Annotated in this window: 15 protein-coding genes; 6 read left to right on the top strand and 9 right to left on the bottom strand. The window is 33.5% G+C overall.

Annotated elements, in window-relative coordinates; all coding sequences use genetic code 11:
- The first annotated feature begins 65 nt into the window (after positions 1–65).
- From OIU80_RS06775 to bioB, 3 genes are all read left to right on the top strand, one after another.
- Positions 66–995, top strand: a complete 930-nt coding sequence (locus tag OIU80_RS06775) for a bifunctional riboflavin kinase/FAD synthetase (RefSeq protein WP_264286284.1) — start codon at positions 66–68, stop codon at positions 993–995.
- A 115-nt stretch (positions 996–1,110) separates the two neighbouring features.
- On the top strand, positions 1,111–1,548 hold the full coding sequence (locus tag OIU80_RS06770) for a hypothetical protein (RefSeq protein ID WP_264286283.1): 438 nt from the start codon (positions 1,111–1,113) through the stop codon (positions 1,546–1,548).
- Positions 1,549–1,882: 334 nt separating this feature from the next.
- Positions 1,883–2,968, top strand: a complete 1,086-nt coding sequence (bioB, locus tag OIU80_RS06765; protein WP_264286282.1) for a biotin synthase BioB — start codon at positions 1,883–1,885, stop codon at positions 2,966–2,968.
- A gap of 164 nt (positions 2,969–3,132) precedes the next feature.
- Here bioB and OIU80_RS06760 read toward each other — a convergent pair whose 3' ends face one another.
- Together OIU80_RS06760 and OIU80_RS06755 are read right to left on the bottom strand one after the other, a co-directional pair.
- Positions 3,133–7,524: a T9SS sorting signal type C domain-containing protein gene (locus tag OIU80_RS06760; protein WP_264286281.1), complete on the bottom strand. Its 4,392-nt coding sequence runs from the start codon at positions 7,522–7,524 to the stop codon at positions 3,133–3,135.
- A 587-nt stretch (positions 7,525–8,111) separates the two neighbouring features.
- On the bottom strand, positions 8,112–13,109 hold the full coding sequence (locus OIU80_RS06755) for a T9SS sorting signal type C domain-containing protein (protein WP_264286280.1): 4,998 nt from the start codon (positions 13,107–13,109) through the stop codon (positions 8,112–8,114).
- Positions 13,110–13,565: 456 nt separating this feature from the next.
- Between OIU80_RS06755 and OIU80_RS06750 the strand changes: the two genes are divergently transcribed.
- Positions 13,566–14,042 carry a regulatory protein RecX gene (locus tag OIU80_RS06750; protein WP_264286279.1) on the top strand — a complete coding sequence of 159 codons (477 nt, stop codon included), beginning with the start codon at positions 13,566–13,568 and terminating at the stop codon, positions 14,040–14,042.
- A 383-nt stretch (positions 14,043–14,425) separates the two neighbouring features.
- Positions 14,426–17,812 carry an Ig-like domain-containing protein gene (locus tag OIU80_RS06745; RefSeq protein ID WP_264286278.1) on the top strand — a complete coding sequence of 1,129 codons (3,387 nt, stop codon included), beginning with the start codon at positions 14,426–14,428 and terminating at the stop codon, positions 17,810–17,812.
- Between the two features lie 146 nt (positions 17,813–17,958).
- Here the strand turns inward: OIU80_RS06745 and OIU80_RS06740 are convergent, their stop codons facing one another.
- Positions 17,959–18,270, bottom strand: a complete 312-nt coding sequence (locus OIU80_RS06740; RefSeq protein ID WP_264286277.1) for a hypothetical protein — start codon at positions 18,268–18,270, stop codon at positions 17,959–17,961.
- 4 nt (positions 18,271–18,274) lie between these two features.
- Positions 18,275–20,446, bottom strand: a complete 2,172-nt coding sequence (locus OIU80_RS06735; RefSeq protein WP_264286276.1) for a zincin-like metallopeptidase toxin domain-containing protein — start codon at positions 20,444–20,446, stop codon at positions 18,275–18,277.
- 387 nt (positions 20,447–20,833) lie between these two features.
- Here OIU80_RS06735 and OIU80_RS06730 point away from each other — a divergent pair, with 387 nt between their 5' ends.
- Positions 20,834–21,130, top strand: coding sequence for a hypothetical protein (locus tag OIU80_RS06730; protein ID WP_264286275.1), 297 nt, complete (start codon positions 20,834–20,836; stop codon positions 21,128–21,130).
- A 36-nt stretch (positions 21,131–21,166) separates the two neighbouring features.
- Here OIU80_RS06730 and OIU80_RS06725 read toward each other — a convergent pair whose 3' ends face one another.
- The 5 genes from OIU80_RS06725 to OIU80_RS06705 form a co-directional block, all read right to left on the bottom strand.
- Positions 21,167–22,345, bottom strand: a complete 1,179-nt coding sequence (locus OIU80_RS06725; RefSeq protein ID WP_264286274.1) for a beta-ketoacyl synthase N-terminal-like domain-containing protein — start codon at positions 22,343–22,345, stop codon at positions 21,167–21,169.
- A 123-nt stretch (positions 22,346–22,468) separates the two neighbouring features.
- Complete coding sequence (bioA, locus tag OIU80_RS06720) at positions 22,469–23,740, bottom strand: adenosylmethionine--8-amino-7-oxononanoate transaminase (protein ID WP_264286273.1); 1,272 nt, start codon at positions 23,738–23,740, stop codon at positions 22,469–22,471.
- A 97-nt stretch (positions 23,741–23,837) separates the two neighbouring features.
- On the bottom strand, positions 23,838–24,455 hold the full coding sequence (bioD, locus tag OIU80_RS06715; protein ID WP_264286272.1) for a dethiobiotin synthase: 618 nt from the start codon (positions 24,453–24,455) through the stop codon (positions 23,838–23,840).
- 74 nt (positions 24,456–24,529) lie between these two features.
- Complete coding sequence (locus tag OIU80_RS06710) at positions 24,530–25,144, bottom strand: hypothetical protein (protein ID WP_264286271.1); 615 nt, start codon at positions 25,142–25,144, stop codon at positions 24,530–24,532.
- Positions 25,134–25,637: an RNA polymerase sigma factor gene (locus OIU80_RS06705; RefSeq protein ID WP_264286270.1), complete on the bottom strand. Its 504-nt coding sequence runs from the start codon at positions 25,635–25,637 to the stop codon at positions 25,134–25,136. The genes OIU80_RS06710 and OIU80_RS06705 overlap by 11 nt, the downstream gene beginning before the upstream one ends.

The raw sequence follows: 25,637 nt of genomic DNA, 5'->3' as shown, positions 1-25,637 counted from the left end.
CAATTCTCCTTAGTATTAGATTTAAAATAGATAGTATAAATTTGCAACATCTTAAACTATTTGCTTTGAAGCTCTTTCATTCTATAAACGATTTCCGGTCTACCAAGAAAACAATATTAACTCTTGGCACCTTTGATGGTGTTCATATTGGTCATAAAAAAATACTTGAAAAGATTACTCAAAATACCCAAGATGGAAAATACGAGAGTTTAGTTCTTACTTTTTTTCCGCATCCTAGAATGGTTTTACAGGAAAAGTCAGAAATAAAATTACTGAATACTATTGCTGAAAAAACAAAACTTTTAGAAAACACTGGGATAGAAAATCTTGTTATTCATCCTTTTAACGAAAGTTTTTCGAGATTAACTGCCGAAGAATTTGTAAGCTCTATTTTAGTAGATCAATTTCATATTCAAAAAATAATCATTGGTCACGATCATCGTTTTGGCAGAAATCGAACAGCTGACATTAATGATTTAATTGCATTTGGTGAACAATATGGTTTTGAAGTAGAGCAGATTTCTGCACAGGAAATAAAAGATGTATCTGTAAGTTCTACAAAAATAAGAAATGCATTAACTGAAGGTGACATGAATCTTGCCAACGAATATTTAGGTTATGACTATTTCTTGACTGGTACTGTTGCAAAAGGAAAACAACTGGGTAGAACTATTGGTTTTCCAACTGCTAATCTTAAAATTGAAGAAGAATACAAATTAATTCCAAAGAATGGAGTTTATATTGTAAAATCAACTATCAATGGAAAACTGGTTTACGGAATGATGAATATAGGCTTTAACCCAACTGTAGGCGGTCAAACTCAATCTATTGAAATTCATTTCTTAAATTTTGATGAGGACATTTACGATTTAGAAATCACGGTTTCTTTGTTACAATATGTTCGTGAAGAACAGAAATTTGATTCTATTACTCTCTTAAAAGAACAATTAGAGAACGACAAAAAAACAACTTTAGATTTTATAAATAAATTATAACTACCTTATTTTTTTCTGCTGTTCATAATGACAACATAGCGATTTTTTTAGTAAATTTGATAAGCACTACACTGTTTATCAACCAAATACTATTAACTTCTTAAAAATAATCGTTATGAAACTTTCAAAAGAATTGTACAACGGAATTCTTATATTCCTGGGTATTGGTGTTTATTTTTTATTAATGAATGTTTTAGGTCTTGCTCATATACTTTATTTACGTGCATTAAACGTAGCTTTTGTGGTTTATGGAGTAAACAGAACTATTAAGATGAATCTTGCTGAGGGAGAAAACAATGCTGTTTCTAATGCTATTTCTGCCATGACAACATCTGTAATTGGTGTTTGTCTTAGTATCCTCGGACTACTTATTTACAGTTATGCCAAAGGCGGAGATGCTTATGTAAAAACTTTATCAGCAACTTTCATGTTTGGCGGCAATCCTTCTGTACCTACTTATTGTATCTGTCTATTATTTGAAGGTATTGCATCTTCAGTAGTTGTAACCATGCTATTAATGCTGTATTGGAACCATAAATATGCAGCTGATTAATTTTAAAACCATTTAAACCCTGTTTAAAATTTATCTAATTATTCTCATAAAATCAACCTCATCTATCATTAAATAACCTCATAAAAATTTTAATATTTAAATTTTAAACAGGCAATTAAAAAGAATATTTCTCAATAAATAGAAGAATTTCAAAAGAATAAATTATTGTTTTTTGAATATGCTTGCCAACATGCATCTAAAATTTGTGTCTTGAAATATAATTGCAAAAACTTTTAACAGACTGAATTTTAAATACTGTAATTTATTTTACGAAATAGTGCATTGATTCATTAGAACAATTTAACTACTTTTGGAGCATCAAAAAATCGCATAGATGAACAGTACAAAACACAATTGGACGAAAGACGAGATTATCGCTATATATAATAAACCGATGATGGATTTGCTTTACGAGGCAGCATCAATTCACAGAGTAAATCATGATCCAAATGTAGTTCAGGTATCTACTTTGCTATCTATCAAAACTGGTGGTTGTCCAGAAGATTGTGGCTACTGCCCTCAAGCTGCCCGTTATCATACTGGAGTAGAAGGAAATGATTTAATGTCTGTTAGCCAAGTAAAAGCTCAAGCTTTACGTGCTAAATCTAGTGGTTCATCTCGTGTTTGTATGGGAGCTGCCTGGAGAAACGTAAAAGATGGACCTGAATTTGACCAAGTTCTAGAAATGGTTCGTACTATTAACAAGCTAGATATGGAAGTATGTTGTACCCTTGGTATGATAACTGAAAACCAAGCACAACGTTTGGCCGAAGCTGGTTTATATGCATATAACCATAACTTAGATACATCTGAAGAATATTATAAAGAGGTTATTTCGACACGTGGTTTCGAAGATCGCTTACAAACTATCGAGAATGTTCGTAAAACCAATGTTACTGTTTGTAGCGGAGGAATTATAGGTATGGGAGAAAGTATTGAAGACCGTGCTGGAATGCTAGTAGCACTTTCTACCTTAAACCCTCAACCAGAATCAGTGCCAATTAATGCATTGGTTGCTGTAGAAGGAACTCCGATGGAAGAAGAAAAACCTGTTGAAATTTGGGAAATGATTCGTATGGTTGCTACAACCAGAATCATCATGCCTGAAACTCAAGTACGTTTATCTGCAGGAAGAACTAATATGAGTCGCGAAGGACAAGCAATGTGCTTTTTTGCTGGGGCGAACTCAATCTTTGCAGGAGATAAATTACTTACAACTCCAAATCCTGATGTACACGAAGACATGAAAATGTTTGATTTATTAGGATTGATTCCTCAAAAGCCTTTTACTAAAATTTCTCAACCAGAAACTGTAGAAGCAGAAAATTCTCAATACGCTCCTCTTGGTGAAAAACCAAAATGGTCAAGACCTGGACATGCTATCGAAAGAAACTTAGAGGCTTCGGGTAAATCGAAATAATCTTATTCTAAAACATATAAAATCCTCATTAATTAATTTTAATGAGGATTTTTTTTATGCTTAGCTTTCTTTTGGAACATTCATTATTGATTAAACATAACCTCTAAAAACAAAAACCCATTTGCCTTTCTACAAATGGTTTTAAAATAAATTGCTATTATATATTAGAAAATAATTTTCTTTGTTTGGGTATGCTTATTATCAAGAACAACTTTTACCAACAAAACCTGATCGCTTGATTTTAAATTCTCAATAACCAATTTAGGATTTTCTACTTTGTCTTTCTTGTAAATTAATTTACCCGTTACATCATAAATAAATACCTTATCTATTGTTTGACTAATTGCATTGATTCTAATTTCTTTATTTGCTACTGATACTAAAATTGCATTTTCTGCTGTTTCAAACTCTCCCGTACCTAATGTTTTATTAGTGTATCGCAACACAAATCGATCATCAAAAGTTCCTATTGCTGTCTTAAATGTATAACCTGCTTGAGTCAAATTATGTATTGTCCCTACTGTCTTATCTTCCAGATATATCACCTGACTTGACAACGACCCATCTGCATTATCTATTTCGATAGTAAAATCACCCTTTATTGTTGAACTATAACCCAATGGAACTTGATCACTGTCTGTAAATGGCAAAGCACGTCCTTGAATGCTATAATTTTTTTCATCATTGATACTATAAAAATCAATAAAACTATTTAAATTAAATGATGCACCATCAAAATTATTATCCTCACCATTAGTAGCTCCTTCAATATAACCCACTAAAATTTGCTTGAAAGCTCCCTTAGCGTTGATTAAATTTAGCCATACACGGTTTTTCTCAATACCAGATGCTTTAGCCGTTTTACTTGGTCTAAAAAACTGACTGTTTTCTCCTGCTACTCGCATTCCGTTATTAAAAGCAATTGTTCCTGCTCCTCTACTCTCAAGCATAAAAGATTGTCCTGCCGCTATCTTACCTGTTGGAAGGTCTTTATTTCCTGTTGTAGTTGCTGCTATTTTTGTAACTGTACCTCCTGTAATATTATAAGAAGCATAATCATCTGATGTATATACAAATCCCTGAGAACCTTTATCTTCAATGGCTGTATTGTGTGTCCAAAAATAAAGAGTCCCTTTTGTAATTGCATTATTCGTTACATCCAATATAAATTTATCTGCATCAATAGCAGAAGGATAGGGATTCCCCACTAAATAAACATTTCCTGCTGTAATAGTCTCTCCCTGAATGATTCCGTTATTTGGAACTCCTTTAAAAGCTACTGGCTGTGCATAAGGGTAACTAACGGTTTCTCCTGGCCAGGTTCCCGCTTTAGGAACTCTGATAATATATCCTTTTCCAACAACCATCGGATTAGATGCTCCTAGTGCTTGCCAGCCATTATTGTAAAAATAAAATTTATTCGGATCTGAATTTGGCGACAATCCATTAAGTTTTTGCCCTAAAACTGGGGATGACCAATAGGTATAATCCAACGCTTTCATTTTACTAGAAATACGTTTGTAAATAATGTCTCCTTTATTAGTTGCATTTGTAGTTTGAACTAAACTTGCATTATTTTCAAATGTTAAGCTTGTATTTAAAGCTGTATTAACCTCAACTGAATTGGTAATAGTTAGGGTAGCTCCTGAATTTATTATAACATTAACTCCTGAATTTACTGTGCAAGAACAGCCTTCTAGATTACCTACAGTTCCAATTCCTGAATTATAATTGTTTGCAAAAATAATACTCTTTTCGATTGTAGGTGTAGAACTCCATCCTCCAATTGTTCTATAAGTCGCCACTTCTGGTTGTGGCTTAATTGTTATTCCAGCTGTTACCGTCGAGGTACATGTACCATTATCTACTGCAAACTGATAGGTTCCTGATGCTAGCAGCGGAATCGTCATTGACGATGCTGTAATTGAATAATCTTTATTAACAAAACCAGTTTGTTTTAGAGTACCTCCAACTAACAACCCACTCAAAGCTATACTTCCTGTAGTGACAATACATGTAGGATGAGTAACTGCTCCTACTGTTGGAGTTGTTGGCAGTGGATTTATAACATATTCAACACGTGTTCTACAATTTGCATCATTAGAACAGGCTACATAGTATGGAAATGTACCTGCCGTATTGGTATCTAACAACCCTGAATTAGCTTTGCCAACGGGGCTAAATGAAGACCCAGAACCTATTTTTGTACCTCCGGATACAGCTGTATACCAATCTAATGTTCCTGGTAAAGTATAATTAACCCTAATTGTAATATCTGTTATGTTTGCATCTGGATTTGCGTAATCTACAACAGTTTCTCTAAATGCAAATGTCCAATTACCCGCAGGATTTCCAGTCCCCCATATTCCTAAAGCTTCGTTTGTAAGATTACCCCAAGTAAGATTACCCCCTGGAGCTATGTCATCTTGTATTCCTCCGACTGTCGCAGGAGGTGTTGCTCTGACACGTAATTCTTTCAAATACGAATTACCATTTGTATTAAAACTTATCGTAACATTTGTACTAACAACCACTGCTCCAGCTGGTAATACTGGGAAATTTATAACTATATCCTTATTACCTGAACCTCCATAACCAGAAGAACTTGATGTTCCTCCTGTCCCTGAGGCCGTGATTGGCGTTTGAACAGCAGGTGTACAAGAGCCTGATGCTGTAAGAGAACCTGAACCTCCTTGACAAATTGTAACGCCAGTAGCTATTGGATTTTTAATTGTTATTGTTTCAATCGCAGAAGTAACAACAGAACAATTTCCACTTTGTACTATTGCACGATAAGAAGTTGTTGTGTTTAAGTCTTCTGCTGTATATGTTGTATTTGTATTTATGATAGGCGTAATTACCGAAGTAAAATTATCTGTAGAAGATTCCCATCTAAGAACATTTCCTCTATTTCCACTTAAAGTTAAAAGGGTACTATTTGTCCCTGCACAAATTGCAGTACCACCAGAAATTGTACCCGCAATACTTGCAGGATATACAGTAACAGTTACTTTAAACGTACTTGTACAACTTCCTTTTGTTGCTGTAACTGTATACGTAACGTTTTGTGGTGTTGTGGTTCCGTTCGTTAATGTTAATGTTCCTGTTATACTTGTCTGATTACTCCCACTAGACGCACGTCCATTTACATTGCTTGGAGTAGGAGTAGTTGGAACTGGCCAACTATACATGGTTCCAGCTGGCACAACCCCATTGATACCATCCGCTGGAATAACAGTAAATACAAATCCGCTACAAGATGAAGCTGTCATGTCTTTAACTACAGCTTTAGGATTTGTTGTAATAGAAATAGGTGTACTATCACTATAACATGCTGAACTTGAAATTGGAGACACTCTACGTCTGTAAAAGGTTGTATTTATTGTTGACTCAGTAATTGCTGCTGGTGTATAATCTCTTGAGGTAAATCCTACTCCCGTTGTTGCATCTGTCCATGGACCAGTAGCTGATGATGAATATTGCCATTGAAACTTAATCGTAGGATTAACTGTTGCTCCATTATACGAATAATTAGATCCAACAATAGCTCCTGGAGTTATTCCCCCACATACAGTTGTCGTTGCAGGTGCAGTAATTTTATTTGTATTATTATCAAAAGGGGTTAAACTAAAACTAACCTGATTACCTCCTTCATTTTCATAATAATCGAGTACAAGATGACTATCGCCAGACAAATAAATCATAACACTATTATAAGTAAGCCCTGACTGTTCCTTCCATTCATCAAAAACATTTACACCATCAACATACAACCGAACTCCGTCATCTCCTGTAAAAGTAGCCAAATAACATCCCGCTGCTTTTTTTGAATTCATCCGATAACGAACGGCAAAAGTTTCTGTATAAATTTCTGCACGTTTATTTCCATTTGAAAATACTGGAAAACAAATTGCATTACCCGTGAAATTTGCATTTATTGCCTCTGAAGTAACATCATAATACCCTACATAATCTGCATTAAAAAAAGGATTTACATTTGTTGGTAGTGTTGATGGTGACGGAAAATTTCCTGGGGCACCTCCACCAGCATAATTATAAATATGCCCTCTCCATGTGTTTAAGCCTTCCGCATCTGGAGAATCAAAGTTGTTGCCGATAGAGTTCAAAGTTAGCGTAAGGGTGGTTGATGCACTGTCCGTTGCAGTTGAACAACTGTTACCTCTTAATAACAAAACTCTTATTTTTCCAGAGAATGTCGCTTCCCACGATACACTGGCCCCATTTGTTGAATTATTTTGAGCTAAAAACCCATTTCCTACATCATTAAATAATCCCAAATATTCAACATCATTCCCTACTGTGTTCCAAATATTCGGTACTGAAAAAGTATACTTAAATCCCTTAACAACATTAACACTAACATACTGCATTGCTTTAAAAGTTGATCGAGTAACAGTTTGGGTATTATTATCAACACAAAAGAACTGCTCTGCTCCTGATTGCGATGTTCCAGAAGCTGGATAATTAACACATTGTCCGTAATTAATTAAAAAAGTAAAAAATAGGGCAACACTTAATAGTAGTTTTCTATTCATAGAATTATAGATTTGTTTTGGTATGATATTTTTTTGTCAATCATTTCATTGACTCGTTATTAGCAATCTTATTTTAATAATTCATTACTTAATATTTTTCAATAACATTCAGTAAATCAGTATCTCTTATTTTTTTATTTTCAGTTTTAATTGCATTCCAAAAAATAAACCCAATGTGTTGTAGGTTTTTATTTGCAAATGATTTTTTATCTAGTCTTCCAGCATCCGTTTAGAGATTGTTGCAAATTCACAACCAAATGAATAACAGTTAATTAAATGTAAAAAATTGTTAATTTTAACAATTTCACACCAAATAAAGCACAAAAAAAAACCTCTTACAAGATTTTTTTTTTTGGATAATACATTTTCGTTATTTTACTTAAATACTCGTTTAAGTACACAACTTTAACAACATTATATTTATTTATGAAGTAAAAACTTATTATTTTGTATCAAAAACACATCTATTAAATAAACAATACTTAAAAATGAGAAAAATAAATTTATATCACACTCTTAAAGATTTTTTAAAACAAAAAACCATTTGCTTTTCAGCAAATGGTTTTAAAAATCTAAACGGGATGCATTTAGTAAATCACTTTCTTTGTTTCAATAAGTTTATTATCTAAAATTACTTTCACCACTAAAACCTGATTACTTGATTTTAAATATTCTATTACTAATTCAGGATTGCCAACAGCTTCTTTTTTATATATCAATTTACCCGACATATCGTATATAAATACCTTATCTATAGTTTGATCAGGTGCACTAATTTTAATTTCTTTATTTTCAACAGCAACAAATATCAAATTTTTAGAAGTATTAAATTCATCAGTTCCTAAAGTTTTATTGGTATATCTAAATACAAATCTATCCTCAAAAACTCCATCTTTTGTAGCAAATGTATATCCTCCATTATACAAATTGTGTATCGTATTAGTTACTTTATCTTCGAGATATACCTCTTGATTTGCCAACAACCCATCTGAATGGTCGATTGCAATAGTATAATTACCAATAATTGCTGAACTATACCCCAACGGTACTGTATCACTAACATCAAAAGGCAACGCGCGTCCTTGAATTATAAATTTTTTATCTGAAGCTATACTATAGAAATCTGCCATTTGTTCCACATCAAATTTGACTCCATCATATTTGTTATCATACTCATTTGTAGCTCCGTCAACATATCCGATAAGTACTTGCTTAAAAAAACCATTCGTATTTGTTAGATTTAGCCATATACGACCTTCTCCTACAAAAGCATCTTTTGCAGGTCTGAAAAACTGAGTATTATTTCCTGCTATCCTCATGTTATTATTAAAAACAATAGTTCCGCTTGAGGCTATACTTTTAGCAAAAAAGGACTGCCCTGAAGCAATTTGACCTGAGGGTACTGAATTATTAACTCCAGGATTTATTGCTGCTGAAGTTCCTGTTCCTCCTGTAAAATTATAAACAGCATAATCATTTGCAGTATAAAGAAAACCTAAATTTCCATTATCTGCAATGGGTGTATTATGTGTCCATAAATACAATGTCCCTTCTAGAACAAGATTATTTGCTGTTAGAAAAGCTTTTGCATCCATTGCCGAAGGATATGGATTACCAATTAAATAAGGCTCATCTAACACTGTAACTGTCTGACCTGTTATGTTTCCATTATTTGGAGTCCCAGTAAACGAAACAGACTGGGAGTAAGGATAGCTAACTATTTCCCCATTTGGCCATGTACCTGCCTTTGGAACTCTAATAAGATATCCTTTACCAACTGTCATAGCATTAGTTGCCGACTCGGCTACCCATCCGTTATTGTATGAATACAACTTATTGGGATCTGAATTTGGTGATAGTAAATTAAACTTCTGTCCAGATACTGGAGAAGACCAATACGTATAATCTAACGCGTTCATTGCTGTCGTTGTACGGTTGTAAATAATATTCCCTGAATTAGAAACATTATTCGTTTGTAATAAACTAGCATTATTCTTAAAAGTCAGACTAGTTCCTGCATTCGTGTTAACATTAACAGCATTTATAATAGACAATGTGGCGCCTGAGTCAAATACAACTTTAATCCCTGAATTTACCTGACAAGAACATCCATTTATATCTCCAGCTGTCCCAGTTGAAGAAGTGAAATTTCCTGAAAAAACAATATTCTGATTTATATTTGGAGTACCACTTGTCCATCCTGAACCATTCCAATAATTGGTAACTAAGCTTGCAACAGTAGCCGGTAGTGAAGCTGAAGAAGTACAACCTGTTACTGAATTACTTACAGTAAAAGTATAGCTATTTGGCGCAAGATTTGTAATAACTGCACTCGAACCAGAACCCGATGTAGTAACAGTAACCGGATTAGTTACTATTGTCCAATTACCAGAAGGGAGACCACTTAGAGGAACACTTCCAAAAGGAACGGTACAAGTTGGAGGTGTAACCAATCCTATTGTTGGAGCTGTTGGTGTAGCATTAATCGTTATAGACACCGCCTGCGTTGTATTACAGTTCGCATTCGTAATTGTCATTATGCCGGAGTAAGTTCCTGCTACAACATTTGCAGGAACTACTATCGTATTTAAACTACCTCCTGTTGGTGAGAAAGCAAAAGAAGTATTAAGTTGATCTGCTAATAAATTAGTATTTGCCGTTGCATTCCAGTCAATGCTATATCCTGAAGGAGTTCCTGTAGTTGCAGTATAGATTAATGTTGCATTTTGTGAGCCAGCACTCGTACAAACACTTATCATTGTTCCAGTTGTAGTAATTGTTGGTAAAGCATTAACAGTTACGGTAAAAATTGATCCTGTACTAACACATCCATTTGCATTTTTAACTGTCAATGTACCTGTATAAGTACCTCCTACTGTACCCGCAGGAACAGCAATTGCAATAGGGCTTGCTGATAATGATGCGTTTGTAACAGCTGCAAAAGTATTGCTAGGTGAAACATTCCAAACAATACTGTAGGTAGTTGGAGTTCCTGAAGTTGCACTATAAGCTAAAGTTGTATTTTGAACACTTGTATTAAAACAAACGCTTGCTGTGGTTGCTGATAAGGCTATTGTTGGTAAATCATTTACTATAACGGTAAAACTTGTACCAGAACTAACACATCCATTTGCATTTTTAACTGTCAATGTACCCGTATAAGTACCTCCTACTGTACCCGCAGGAACGATAATTGTAATGGGACTTGCTGATAATGATGCGTTTGTAACAGCTGCAAAAGTATTGCTAGGTGAAACATTCCAAACAATACTGTAGGTAGTTGGAGTTCCTGAAGTTGCACTATAAGCTAAAGTTGTATTTTGAACACTTGTATTAAAACAAACGCTTGCTGTGGTTGCTGATAGGGTTATTGTTGGTAAATCATTTACTGTAACGGTAAAACTTGTACCAGAACTAACACATCCATTTGCATTTTTAACTGTCAACGTACCCGTATAAGTACCTCCTACTGTACCTGCAGGAACAGCAATTGTAATGGGACTTGCTGATAATGACACGTTTGTAACCGCTGCAAAAGTATTGCTAGGTGAAACATTCCAAACAATACTATAGGTAGTTGGAGTTCCTGAAGTTGCACTATAAGCTAAGGTTGTATTTTGGGCGTTCGCATTAAAACAAACACTTGCGGTAGCTGCTGATAGGGTTATCGTTGGTAAATCATTTACTGTAACGGTAAAACTTGTACCAGAACTAACACATCCATTTGCATTTTTAACTGTCAATGTACCCGTATAAGTACCTCCTACTGTACCCGCAGGAACAGCAATTGCAATAGGGCTTGCTGATAATGATGCGTTTGTAACCGCTGCAAAAGTATTACTAGGTGAAACATTCCAAACAATACTGTAGGTAGTTGGAGTTCCTGAAGTTGCACTATAAGCTAAAGTTGTATTTTGGGCACTTGTATTAAAACAAACGCTTGCGGTAGCTGCTGATAGGGTTATCGTTGGTAAATCATTTACTGTAACGGTAAAACTTGTACCAGAACTAACACATCCATTTGCATTTTTAACTGTCAACGTACCCGTATAAGTACCTCCTACTGTACCCGCAGGAACAGCAATTGTAATGGGACTTGCTGATAATGACGCGTTTGTAACCGCTGAAAAAGTATTACTAGGTGAAACATTCCAAACAATACTATAGGTAGTTGGAGTTCCTGAAGTTGCACTATAAGCTAAAGTTGTATTTTGGGCACTTGTATTAAAACAAACGCTTGCTGTGGTTGCTGATAAGGTTATAGTTGGCAGAGGATTTACAGTTACTGAAAAACTTGAGCCTGAACTACTAACACAACCTGCGGCATTATTTACCGTTAATGTACCAGTATAAGTTCCTACTGCAGTACCTGCAGGAACGGCAATAGTAATAGGACTTGCTCCCAAAACAGCATTAGTAACTGCCACAAAAGTATTTGCTGGCGATGCATTCCAAACAATGCTGTAAGATGTAGGAGTATTTGTTGTTGCACTATAACTTAATGTGGTATTTTGAGCACTTGAACTAGAACAAACTGTAACTGCAGAGGCTGCTAATGTTATTGTTGGCAAAGCACTTACTGTTATAGTAGCTGTATTATTAGTAGTAGGATTAGACGAACAAGCCCCTGATGTAAGCGCAGTAACTGTTATAGTACTAGATCCCGCTGTCGTTAACCCTACAGCTGTAAAGCCTCCTGTTCCAGCTGTACTAACCGTCATATTTGCAGTTAGTCCAGTAGCACTAGGACTACTCCTATTATAAGTAACGACGTAATTACCAACAGGTAATGATAATGCACTTGAGGTTAATGTTACTGTAGATGTAGTACCTACAGACAAGCACACATTTGTTGCGCTAGTACCTGTAATATTATAAGTTGGACAAGTATAAGTAATCGATATTTCACCTGCTCCTCCTGTACCTCCAATTTGAGCTACCCCTAATGCAGAATTTATTGCTCCACCTCCACCTCCACCAGGGGCAGTACCTATATTTCCCGGCGCGGTTCCCAAAATCAAACTTGAATTAGCAACTCCTCCGGCACCTCCCGAATTTCCGCCCGCTCCTCCAGCTCCTGAGAAAAGACCTAATGATAATAATGCTGAATTACCTGCACCTCCTGCAACACCAGCTATCCTGGTTGTTCCTGCTGACGCTGCAACTGTACCACCTGCTGTCGCACCTGGGGCAGTTCCTGTATTATTAGCACCTCCTCCTGATCCTCCGGCTGCCAAAAATGAAGCTTCAAAACCTGTAATTGTAGAATTCCCTCCTGCTGTACCATTTGCTCCTGTTGTACCGAATGTCTGACCTGCAACAACCACACTCAAAGCTGCTCCGGGAGTAACTGCAAGTACAGAGCTTACATAAGCTCCTCCTCCTCCTCCGGCAGCACCTCTTCCTACAAGTAAACCAGCACCGCTGGCTCCACCTCCAGATCCACCTCCACCCCAAGCCTTACCGGTAATACTAGTAACACCAGCAGGAACGGTAAATGTACCACTTGTTGTAAACATGTCTGTGGTCTGTGACCATGAATAAATACTAATAAAACAGAAAAACAAAGATAATTTTAGTCTCATAATAGTAGGTTTAATGATAAAAAAATCAACTAATTCTTTGTGATGTTTATGAGTGGTATTAAAAAGACGACAGTACTAATTGAAGAAATTAATTAATAACATGTCCTTTTCTCTAAAGGAAAATAAAAATTCCATAACATCCTGGGGCAAAGACAATTATAAAATACATTATTAAATTTAATGAAAATAAATTGAAATCAGTTATAATATTATTCATATTATTATACATTACAGAGAGCGAAATTGAATTATTGATAACTATTTAACACATAAATGAATAATAACATGTAATTTGGATTATCGATCACAATAACATATATCTTAATCAGATTTTTATTTATTCTTTTTTCATTTGGATACTTTCTAAAGCAAACTTTCTAAACGAAACAATCTTCTGAAAAAAAATTAAAGCTTTACATTTGTTTTTTATTCAATATTAAAACTACGATAGCCTGTATGAAATCAGATTGTACTCCCAAAGAAGCTTTACAAAAATTAGAGCATTTTTGTGCTTATCAAGAGCGCTGTCATGATGAAGTTGTATCTAAATTATATAGCTTAAAAATGACTTCAGACGAGATAGACTCTATTGTTGTACAACTTATTACAGACAATTTTCTTAATGAAACCCGCTTTGCCTGTAGTTTCGCCCAAGGAAAACATAGAATAAAGCAATGGGGAAAAATAAGAATCGTAAACGAACTCAAAGCACGCCATATTACTTCTACCAATATTAATCTTGCTCTTGCCGGAATTAGTGCTGAAGAATATATAGAGACATTTGAAAAGTTAACTCAAAAATGTTGGGATGGCATACATGAAAATAATCAGCTTAAAAAACGCAAGAAATTTTGCGATTATATACTACGCCGAGGCTATGAAAGTAATATGGTATATGAAAAGGTAAAAGAACTGGAAGCCGAAGCAAAATAATTTTCTACTTTATAGAAAAACGATACCCATTTTTAATATTGGCTAAATCTAGACTTAGCTTATATATATTCTACAAATTATATCTAATAAAATTATCTACAAATAATTCAATCGATTTCTTAAATACAGATCATTTCTAAAAACTCAATTCCTAATCCATATAGCATCATTTACTAGTGATTTGCGCTTAAATTAAGCAAATTAATTGTAAGTAAAAGCGCCAAAAAACTAACTTTAGTTGCTCTTTGTCGAGTTTTTAAACACTTTGTCGAAAACTTTGAAAATTTAAATCCTGTTAACATTTTCACCTTGTAAGTAGGTGTACTTTTGCGCGTTTAAAAAAAAATGCACCTAAAAAAGCACAAAAAATCTAGCCTACTTATATGAGAAAATTTATACTTTATTTTTTATTATTACCTTTTTTTGGATTTGGACAAATTGTTGATTTAGTAAAATGGAATGGAAATAATGGAGTTAGTCCACAAACCTATCCTGGAGTTATTAATCCTGCTGTCGATCCAACCAAAATTACAGCGTATGGTGGAGTAAATCTAGCCTCAGCGCCTATAAATAATTCAGGAGAAAATGTCTTCTTTCAAATAGGAAATTGGCCAACACCTCAACAAAACAAAGGAAGTTATGATCCTGAAAAGTATATACAATTTACTATAACATCAAAACCAAATCATAAAATTGATTTAAACACTTTTAATATTACTTATAGAAGTCAAGGAGGAGGTTCTAAGGAGAAATTCCAAATCCATTATTCAAAGGATATTAATTTCAAAACTGGTGTGAAAACTTTGATTTCAGAAACAACAAGCAGCAACTCTTGGACTACTATCAATCCAACCTTTTCTGATGAAATAAATCCAGTACTACCTAATCAAATTGTTTACATAAGGCTATATGTTTATAACAGTAATAATAATTTTCACCTAAAAATAGGTTCTAATAGTAATAATTTAGGACCAACAATTACAGGTAGTACTTCAAATTTTGATACCAATAAAATACTTGCAATTAATGATTATGAATCCACTTCTAAAAATTTGGCAGTAAACTTACCAATTACTAAAAATGATGTTAAAGGATCAAGCGAAATAAATAAGATTGTAATAAATTCTCTGCCTAGTTTAAATGGTGGAACAGTATTAATCAATAAAGACTTAACCTTTACTTTCAACCCAACAATAGGTTTTACAGGTAAAACTTCGTTTACTTATACTATTTCAAACGCAACAGGTTCTTCAACAGCCACAGTTTTCATAACTGTTAATGAAACAAAAGCTGAAAGCCTAGCTATATGGGACGCTACTAACTCTGATCAATTGACTCCAATTGTCAACAATAATGTTGTCCCATATCCAATTACTACTAAAGGTAACAATATGAAAGTAGAGTATACGAATTGGAGTGATGCTTTCTTTCTATTTGGAAAATGGCCAACTCCACAAGAAAACGAAGGCAATATTAATCTCATGAAATATGCCTTGTTTAAAATAGCTCCAGATAAAGATCATGAAATTGAATTAAGTACATTTAGTTTTTCTTATAGAAGCCAAGGCGGTAATAATGAAAGATTTGAAATTCGCTATTCAAAAGATATTAATTTTATTACTGATGTTAAAACTTTAATCCCACAAACAACTAGTAGTACATCATGGACTACTGTAAATCCTTCTTTTTCAAATGACATAAACCCTATAGCGCCTAATGAAACAGTATACATAAGAGTTTATGCATATAATAGTAATAATAATTTTCATATAAAAACTGGAGCCTCAATAAATGGTTATGTAAAAAACATTAGCACAATAATAGCAAACAATGACTCTGCAACCACAGAAATGAATCAAGCTATTGATATTCCAATTTTAAAAAATGACATAGTTGGACTAGAACCTTTGCAAAATATTGTTATTACAAAACAACCATCAAGCTCAGAGGGAACAGTAATTATTAGTAGCACTAAGGAGGCTACTTTCACACCTGCTCCAAATTTTACAGGAACAACTTCTTTTACATATACAATTAATAACAAAAAAAGTTATTCTTCGGCTACAGTAACTGTACTTGTAAAAGAACCTCTTATCAAAACAGTAATCTGGACTGGCAAACGTTGGAAAAATGGTTATCCAAGTGCCAATACTGATGTTATTATTGAAGGGAACTATGATAGTAAAACAAGACTTCTAGAATCTTACGAAATACTAGCTAACGTAAATAAATTAATTATAAAATCAAAAATACAAGTTACAATCAATGAAGGCGAAACCTTGATTGTAAATAATAACATTGTTAATGATGGTTCTTTAATTATAAAAAATGCAGGAGCACTAGTTCAAACAAACGACAATGCATCATATACTGGATCTATGGGTTCGTTTGAGATGGAAAGAATAACAAAAGCAATGTACTCAACGGATTACACTTATTGGTCATCGCCCTTGACAACCGACTCAAAATTTACATTAAAAATGTTATCGCCAAATTCTACAGGAAATAGATATTATAGCTATAGCACAGACAAAGGATGGGAACTTAATAGTAGTGGTTCATTAGAAATGAAACCTGGATATGGTTACATTGTAAGAGCCCCTTATAACAGCAATCTAGACATTAAATTACCATACACTGCTAATTTTATTGGAAAACCAAACAACGGCATTACAAATGTAGATGTATTTACTATTGGTGATTATACAACCAATCTAATAGGAAATCCATATCCATCAGCAATAAGTGCCGACTTATTTTATGAGCAAAACAAAGCACTGATAAAAGGAACTTTTTATTTCTGGACACATAATACACGAATAAGCTCTGTAGTTGGTCCAAATGGACAATATAACTATAGTCCATCTGATTACATTTCATACAATGCCACTGGAGCAACTAGTTCTGGAGATACTGCATACTGTTCTACCTGCGGAGGCGAAAAAATGACAGGTAATATTGCTAGTGGCCAAAGTTTCTTTGTACAGGCTAAAAAGTCAGGCAAATTAACCTATAATAATGCCATGAGAGTTAAATTGAACTCTAAAAACAATGAATTTTCTAGAGCTTCAAAAACTGAGGAAAAAACCATAACAACTATTGAAAAAAACAGAGTTTGGTTAAACCTAAAAAATGATGACGGCCTTTACAATGAAACCCTTTTGGGATACATAACTGGTGCCACAAATGATTTAGATGAAGCTTATGATGGTCCATCCTATTCAGCAGGAACCGCAATTTATTCTATTTTAAATAATGAAAATTTAGTGATCCAAGGCCGTGCTTTACCTTTTGATGAAAATGAGGTTATCCCTTTAGGAATTATTACTGATGCTGCTGGCGAATATACTATTGGCATCGAAAGTATGGATGGTTTTTTCCGTAATGAAAAAGTGTTCTTGACTGATAAAACAACCAACATTACAACCAACTTAAAAGATTCTCGCTATTCTTTTAAATCTGAATCAGGAACTTTTAATGATCGATTTTCTTTACGTTTTACTCAAAAAACATTAGGAATCGACAAACCAATATTGGCAGAAAACGGAATCATAGTTTACAACCAAAATAAGCAAATTCAGGTTTCCTCAAATGACAAAAACATCAATTCTATTATGATCTATGATATACTAGGAAAGATTATATATAAAAAAGATACTATAAATAATACCACATTTAGTACCGGAGAGTTGCAGGTTCCAGATCAAATTGTAATTGTCAAAATTAAAACGGAAGACAATTCAATAATTACAAAAAAGATAATTTTGTAATAAAACAAAAAGAGGCTATTATAATAAATAGCCTCTTTTTGTTTTCGGATACCTCTATCTGACATTTTTTCAAATATATGATTCTCAGAAAGGACTGCGGCTTTTTAAACAGTCTCCAATAGAAGAAAATTAAATACTTAGATTGATTAGTAAGAACCATCCACTTCTATATATCCTGCTTTTTTACTTATATAAAGCAACTCTAGTGTTTCTGCATCAAAATAAGCAAAACAGTACATTCCTTCGAAAAATGAAGTAATTTCGCCATTTTCATTATATTCTACATTAGTGCTTTTTGTTTTAAATGATACCACATAAACTTCTTTTGTTTTTCCATCTCTTATTTTTTTTAATTCTTTGTCCCAACAATTGAAAGCAATACGTTCCTCGTATGAAATTATGCTTGTCTTATTAAGCCAATTTTTTAAGTTTTCAATTACCTGTTCTTTTGCATTCATACTTTTATTTTATTTTTGTTACATCAATGTTATATGCTCTACATGCAGTAATTATTTCCTCCATATATTCTTGAGCCCTTTCTATCTGTGCTTTATTAAACTTACTTTTATTTTTCATAATTTCATCAAATACATATTTTTCACGCTTATAAGTTCTAATAGCATCTAATACATAGTTGCCACTAATGTCAACTGCACCTTTTAGATATTCATCTAATCCAATTTTTTTAAATTCTTCAAAATGCTTAAATTCATGGAAAATTTCAAATTCTGTTGCGCCTTTTTCAACATATAATGTACCAGAAAACGGGTGAAAGCCTGCTTTATTACCTTGTAAAATTTCATGTCCTTTTGGAACTACCATTAGTTTTGATTTTCCATTCGACATTTTATTTATTTTCCGAATATATACATTTATTTCTTTTTTTGATAATTTTTTAGCCCCTAAATAACCTCTTCTACTTACTGGTTTACCATCCCAATTTGCTAAATAATCAAAAAGATCCTCAAACTCTTTCTCACTCATCTTAGAAACATCTTTACCTGTTTCTGCTTCTACAAGTCTGTTTGCTTCATTAGCTACTCGTCTTATTTCTTTAGCATCTTCAGCAGTTTTTGCAATTTCGGCCGCGGCGTTTCCTTCTTTGGCGATTCGGGATAAATTAGGTAATCCAAAAGAAGCAAGATCTACTGTTACACTAAAAGCAATCCAGAGATTGGCTAGCCAGCCATAACCGTTTTTGTGCCAGTTTTCTAAAGTGCCATTACTTAACATTACATAATGAGCAACATCTTTTGCCAAAACAACTCCCGCAAGTGCTCTTGCAGTCAGAGATGCTCCTTTTGCCAACACGATACGCAAGGCACCAAAAGCAGATACTAAACTGAGGAAATCTGTAGCAATATCAAACCAATCCCAGTTTGATTGTTTAGTAGCCATATTGTGGAGTTTTAAGGCTATGACAAACGTGTTTTCGTCGCCTATTTGCTCACCTAAATCTCCTAATTTGGTTCCGAAATTTAATTTTGCTAATGGATTAAAGGGTTTGCTAAAAATAAAATATTGAGGAAGGTATATTTCCTGAACCCCTGGAGGGTACATTCTATCGAGTTCTTTTGGATTAAGTGCTGCTCTAGGAGCTCCTACTAATTCGGTTTTATCTTTATAATTGTCTACATAAATTTTTCCTCCTGACCAATTGGTTTTTACATGTACATCTCTAAATAAATAATAGGCGTTGTCAAAGTACACAATGTCTGTTGGTTTTGTCTTATCAAAATCGCCTACCAGACGAGTTAAAAAACGCAGTAAATCTTGTACTTCTTCACCATCAAGCTTATTGTATATTCTATGTAATAAATCCGTATCACGGAGTGTAGTGTATAAATGTTCTCTGTTTTTTATAGCATAAAGAATGTGTAAAACGGCTTTATCTTCGTTTGTATCCAATTCTGTAGGTGTTCCTATTGCTTCTAAAATAGATATATTTTTTAAAATAAGGTCAAGATGTTTATACAATTCCTGATCATTCATTTTTCCAAATAATGTGCTGGGAAGTGATTCATAAATAACATCTAATTTGTTAGGATCAGACTTGGCTTCTTTTATTTTTTTAAGATACAAATCAATAATCACTTGAGCATCGCTGGTAATTGCGACTCCCAGCAAACCAAAAAGAGTGATGTAAAGATCAAAATCACGAACCGTAAATTTAAAGGCAATCTTCTTTAAGTCATGGTCAAAAATAGTCAGCGTAAAATCGGTGTGGTATTTTCCAATTTCAATAGAAGGACTAAATGTTATTAAATTTATCCCATTAAAGTCATTCCACTCTAAATGTACTCCTCCTTTTTTTTGAGCTCCTTGGCTGTCGTTATAAATTATGCTTCCTAATTTTTCGGGTGTACTCATTCTTGTACTACCAATAAATTGACTAAAAGAAGTATTAGGATAAACATTGTTAATCTTACTTTTAATACATTCTATGACTTGGAATACTGGTATGAAATTAACAGAGGTACTTATCTGAGAATTTTTAATATACTTCTCCATTTCAGCGGTATTTTTATCGTCTTCTATTTGCTGTCGCCAAATACCAATCATAATTTGCCTGAACCTTGCCATTTCGGCAGGACTGGTATCTTCTAGTACTATTGTATGGTTTTTAATAATCATTGCGGTCTGTTTTAATAAGACTGCAAAAATATACCGAAGTAGCATGTTTTAAAAATAATACACAACTGCAAATCAGTAGTTTCAGTAGATGATAAGATATCTGTGATTTGAAATCAAGAAAAAAATTGAGGCTATCTATAAACACAAATAATCTCTTTTTAGTTAGCTTACAAGAGCTATTCAAAATTATTTATGAATGCTAAAAACTGGAAACATAAACGAATAGGCAGGAAGTGATTAGCCTAAATTATTTTTGATAGATAAGAAAACCTGTGTTGATTGCACGGGTTTTCTTATATTTGCAACTTCTAAAATCATCACCTTAGAAACTAAAAGATTGCCCTTGTATTATGTGGGTCGAAGTGGAAACGCTCGACAAATGCTGTGATGAGCATTAGAACCGCTAACGTACAAGGGTTTTTATATTCTAAAATCATCACAATTATGAATGCAAAAAACACACCCGCTACAAGCTACGACCCTGAAAAGCTTATCGAATTTTTTAATAAGGACGTCCCGCCTGAATCTATGGCTAAAATAATTCGCAACCTAAACTACGTAATCGCATTGACCTTAATTAGAAAAAATGAAACATTAGAACACCATACAAAAGAATTAGACCACGGGTTATATTGGTTAAATCAATTAGCCGAAATTCTAAACCCCCATCTTACTATTGATTAAAAAAAAGAGGCTATCTAAAAATGATAGCCTCTTTTTTTATGCTTTTTCTATTAAAATACTCACTGCATTTCCTCCAAAACCTACTGCATTAATTAAAATCTTTTTTATAGGTTTCGTTTGTTGTTGCTCTTCTGCAAAAGGAACTCCAATAAACGTATTGTGTTGCATCATTAAGATTGCCATTTCTACACTCAGTATTCCCGAAGCTCCAAAAGTATGTCCAATCTTCCATTTATTGGTAGTAAGCAGCGGAAGCTTAGTCCCTGCTATCGGAGCAAATATCTTTTGGATTGCTCTATATTCTGTTAAATCACCTTTTATTGTTCCTGGCGCATGCATTACAATTACATCTACATCTTCTGGGCTTATTTCTTTTAAAGCCATTTTCATTGATTTTTGAAAACAAGTTGCTTCTGCCGAAATAGATATATTATGCTCCAAAACTTCTGTAGCATATCCTACTCCTGTAACGTAAGCAATGGCATTTTCTTTCTCTCCAGCTTCAAGACAACAAACTGCTGCTCCCTCGCCCAAAACCATCGTATTTTGAGTTTTATCTAAATCAAAAGCCAGATTAGGCCATTTGTCGGTATTTAAATCTACTCGGGAATAAATTTTTAAAGCGCGCATTTGTGCAATCGTAAAATCGGTCAACGGAGCTTCACTACCACCTACCAAAAACTTATCGACCATTCCTGCTCTTATCCATGCTACACCATTTAACAAAGCATGTAACGCTGTAGAGCATGTAATCGAATGTGAGATTTCTGGGCCAGAACTCTGTAAATCATGCGCTATCCAAGACGATATATTTCCTAATGTGGTTGTTGGCGAAGCCAATGTTTGGGCTTTTCCAGTTTCTAAATATTCTTGATAATGCTTTTCGAATAAATCGGTTGCTCCACGAGAAGAACCAATATTAATTCCAAAAACTGCCTCTGAATCCCATCCGGAATTTTTTATTGCCTCTCGTGATGCCGCTAAAGCAAACAAAACACTATTGTCAAGAAATTTATATTTAATATCCGAATTACGAACCTGATCTATAATTTGTTTAGAATCAGCATTAAGTGCAGCAACTGGAGTTTCTTGTTTGTCCAATTGTTGCAAAGTAAAACAATGTTTATTACTCAAATAATTCTCCCAAACGTCTTTTGGATTGTTTCCTAAAGGCGAAATAGAAGAAAATGCGGTAATCGCGATTTTTTTATTCAATGTTATTATTTTATTAACCGAAAAAGTTGCAATCCCGATAACTCTCGAGATACGCAAAGTTTGCAGTGTTTTAAGATTTTATTAAATCCAACAAGTCTAACTAATCTAATGGTCTAAAATTAATTATACCATCTCTATAGCTTCTTCTATAATTGAATACACTTTATCAAGTTGCTCATCATTAATAATATATGGTGGCAAAATGTAAACTATATTCCCAACTGGCCTTAGAATAACTCCTTTATCAATAAAGAAATTATAAAGTTTATTTCTCATCGATCCATAATAGCTTTCTTCTGAATCAGATTTTATTTCTAATGCAAAAATAACTCCTAACACTCTGGTTGTAACAACTCTTGGGTGATTTTTTATTTTATTCTGAAAATTAAGATGTCTTTTATTTACACGCACGATATTGTCTTGCATTTCTTGAGTTTGCAACAAATCAATACTTGCCAAAGCTGCAGCGCATCCTGTAGGATTAGCTGTAAAAGTGTGCCCATGAAACAATGCCTTATTAATATCATCATCATAAAAAGCATCAAAAACATCTTGAGTAAAAGTTGTAATTGCCATCGGGATTGTCCCTCCTGTTAATGCTTTCGAAAGACACATCATATCTGGTTTTTCATTCACATAATCCATTGCAAATGTTTTACCAGTTTTACCAAAACCTGTCATCACTTCATCGGCAATTGTAAGAACATTATTTGCTGCACAAATCTTAATTAAAGTTTCTAGTGCTTCTGGCTCATGCATAACCATTCCCGCTGCTCCCTGAACTAAGGGTTCAAAAATAAATCCTGCACAATTCTTCTCTTCTATTACTCTTTTTAATGCATCAAAACTCTCCTGCTCTTGTCCTTTTACTGGAGCTGGAATTCGAACTACATCTATAAACATTCCTTGAAAAGCCTGTGTATAAAATGAAATTCCGCTTGCAGCCATTGCCGCAAATGTATCTCCATGAAAAGCATTTTCAAAAGCAATAATCGTAGTTCGTTTTTCTCCTTTGTTAAAGAAATATTGCAAAGCAACTTTTATTGCTACTTCTACCGCTGTAGAACCATTATCAGAAAAGAAAATTTTCTGTTGATTTTTAGGTAAAATTTCAATTAATCTTTCAGCAAGAACAATTGCTGGTTCATGCGTAAATCCCCCAAACAAAACGTGTTCCAGCGTAGTTAACTGTTTGTAGATCGCATCGGCAATAAACCGATTACTGTGTCCAAAAGGGTTTACCCACCAAGAGGCAATTGCATCTATATATTCTTTATTGTTTTCGTCCCAAAGTAATGCACCTTCTCCTCGAGAAATAGCAATTGGTACTGCAGCAGTTTTATGTTGTGTATAAGGATGCCAAAGATATTGGCTGTCTTTTTCTGATAATGTCATTTTGTGTGAAATGTTTATTTGTAAAAAGTAAACTGTGTTTTTTGTAAAATGTATTCTGCAAGATGTGGAATGTATTTTACTTTCCACAAAAAACATTTTACAATTCTAAAAGATTCTCTCGAAATAAATCGGCGTATTCGCGAATTACATTTTGGTCAAAATAAGGTTCTTCATCAATTCGCCCAATACATTTAACCCCTGTACTATTTAAAATAATTGCTTCAGAAGATTTATTTTCGCTTCCGCTAAAAATAATTCCTGCAATATTTAATTTTCGGCTCTTCAAGGCTTCAATTGTTAGCACTGTATGGTTGATACTTCCTAAATAATGCCTAGAAACCACTATAACTTTATAATTTGGTTGAATTAAATCAATTACAAATTCTTTATTATTTAATGGTACAAAAACTCCTCCTGCTCCTTCAATAACCAAATGATTATCAGTCTTTGGTTCAGTTATCTCATTCAAATCAATAGTAATTCCATCAATTTCGGCTGCCAAATGAGGGCTTGCAGGCGTATTTAATGCATATGAATTTTTATGAAATTGAGATTTTTTATTCGAAATTTTTGACTGAACTTTTCCTGTATCTGAGTTATCTAAATCTCCTGCCTGAATTGGTTTCCAATAATCTGCTTCTAATGCTTCTACGATAATAGCCGAAGCAATTGTTTTACCAACATCGGTAGAAATACCTGTAATAAATAGTTTCATTCCCTTGTTTTTATTGCGTACAAAAATACCAATAAAAACAAAACCCATCATTACGATGGGTTTATTGTTTTTGATTATTCTTCTTTTAATTGATCTATAACCTTTTTGATTTCTTTAGCGTATTTGCCATAAAAATAATATACCCACCACTCCAGTGCCAATCCCATAAACAGAATAGAAAAAGTTACTACCGTAAACACACTAATTAATTGAGGATTGCTAAAATCATTTAACTGAAATCCTGATTGTTTTGAAAATTTGTCATATAAAAACCCAATTAAAAACAAAACCATAAACGGAGTTAAAGCAAACCCAAAAGTTTTGTATAATTCCATATTTAACCTAATATCAAAATAGGTTTCATACAAACTGTCTTTTGTACTTAAAGTAATCTTGTTTAATCTTTTATAAAACAAATACAGCTTTACTAAATAATACACACAAACTGCAACAAATATGCTGAAAAACAAATAAAATGGCGCAATCCATTTTTCTGGGAAAGCATATAAATAAGGCACAAATCCTATAAAAATCACAGAAATAGACTGATAAAGAAGTTCTTTTTTAAGGTTTTTTCTAATTTTATCCAAAGGCGTATTTGCCGATTCAATTTTTTCTAAATTATCTGGAAGAATGACATTTTCAGCCTTTTCATTATTCCATGCGTTTTGTATATCGTTAAAATCCATATCCTTGATTTTTAATTATTTCTTTTAATTTTTCTTTTGCTCTATTTAATTTCACTCTTGCATTTCCCTCAGAAATCCCAAGGTTTTCACCTATTTCTTTATGCGAAAAGCCTTCTAACTGATAAAATATAATCGCTTTATCAATCTTTTCGAGTTTCTGAACTGCTTTATAAAAATGATCAATCTGACTTTCTTTTATATGCGAATCTGTTTCTTCCTCTTTAATATTTTCTGACGCAATTTCGTATCTATCTACTTTTCGTTTTTCTTTCTTAAGAAAAATGATAGCCGTATTAACTGCTACGCGATACATCCATGTTGAAAACTGACTTTCGTTTCTAAAAGAATCATGTGATTTCCAAAGTTGACAAACAATCTCCTGAAACAAATCTTGTTGATCATCATAATTATCCATGTACATTTTAGAAACTTTATATAAAATCCCTTTATGCCTTTCGATCCGATTTAAAAATTCTAGTTCTTTCTCTTTCAA

The sequence above is a fragment of the Flavobacterium frigoritolerans genome, assembly GCF_025847275.1.
Classification (GTDB): Bacteria; Bacteroidota; Bacteroidia; order Flavobacteriales; family Flavobacteriaceae; genus Flavobacterium; species Flavobacterium frigoritolerans.
The sequence above is the reverse complement of the archived record's forward strand: the minus strand, read 5'-3'. Positions and strand labels throughout refer to the sequence as shown.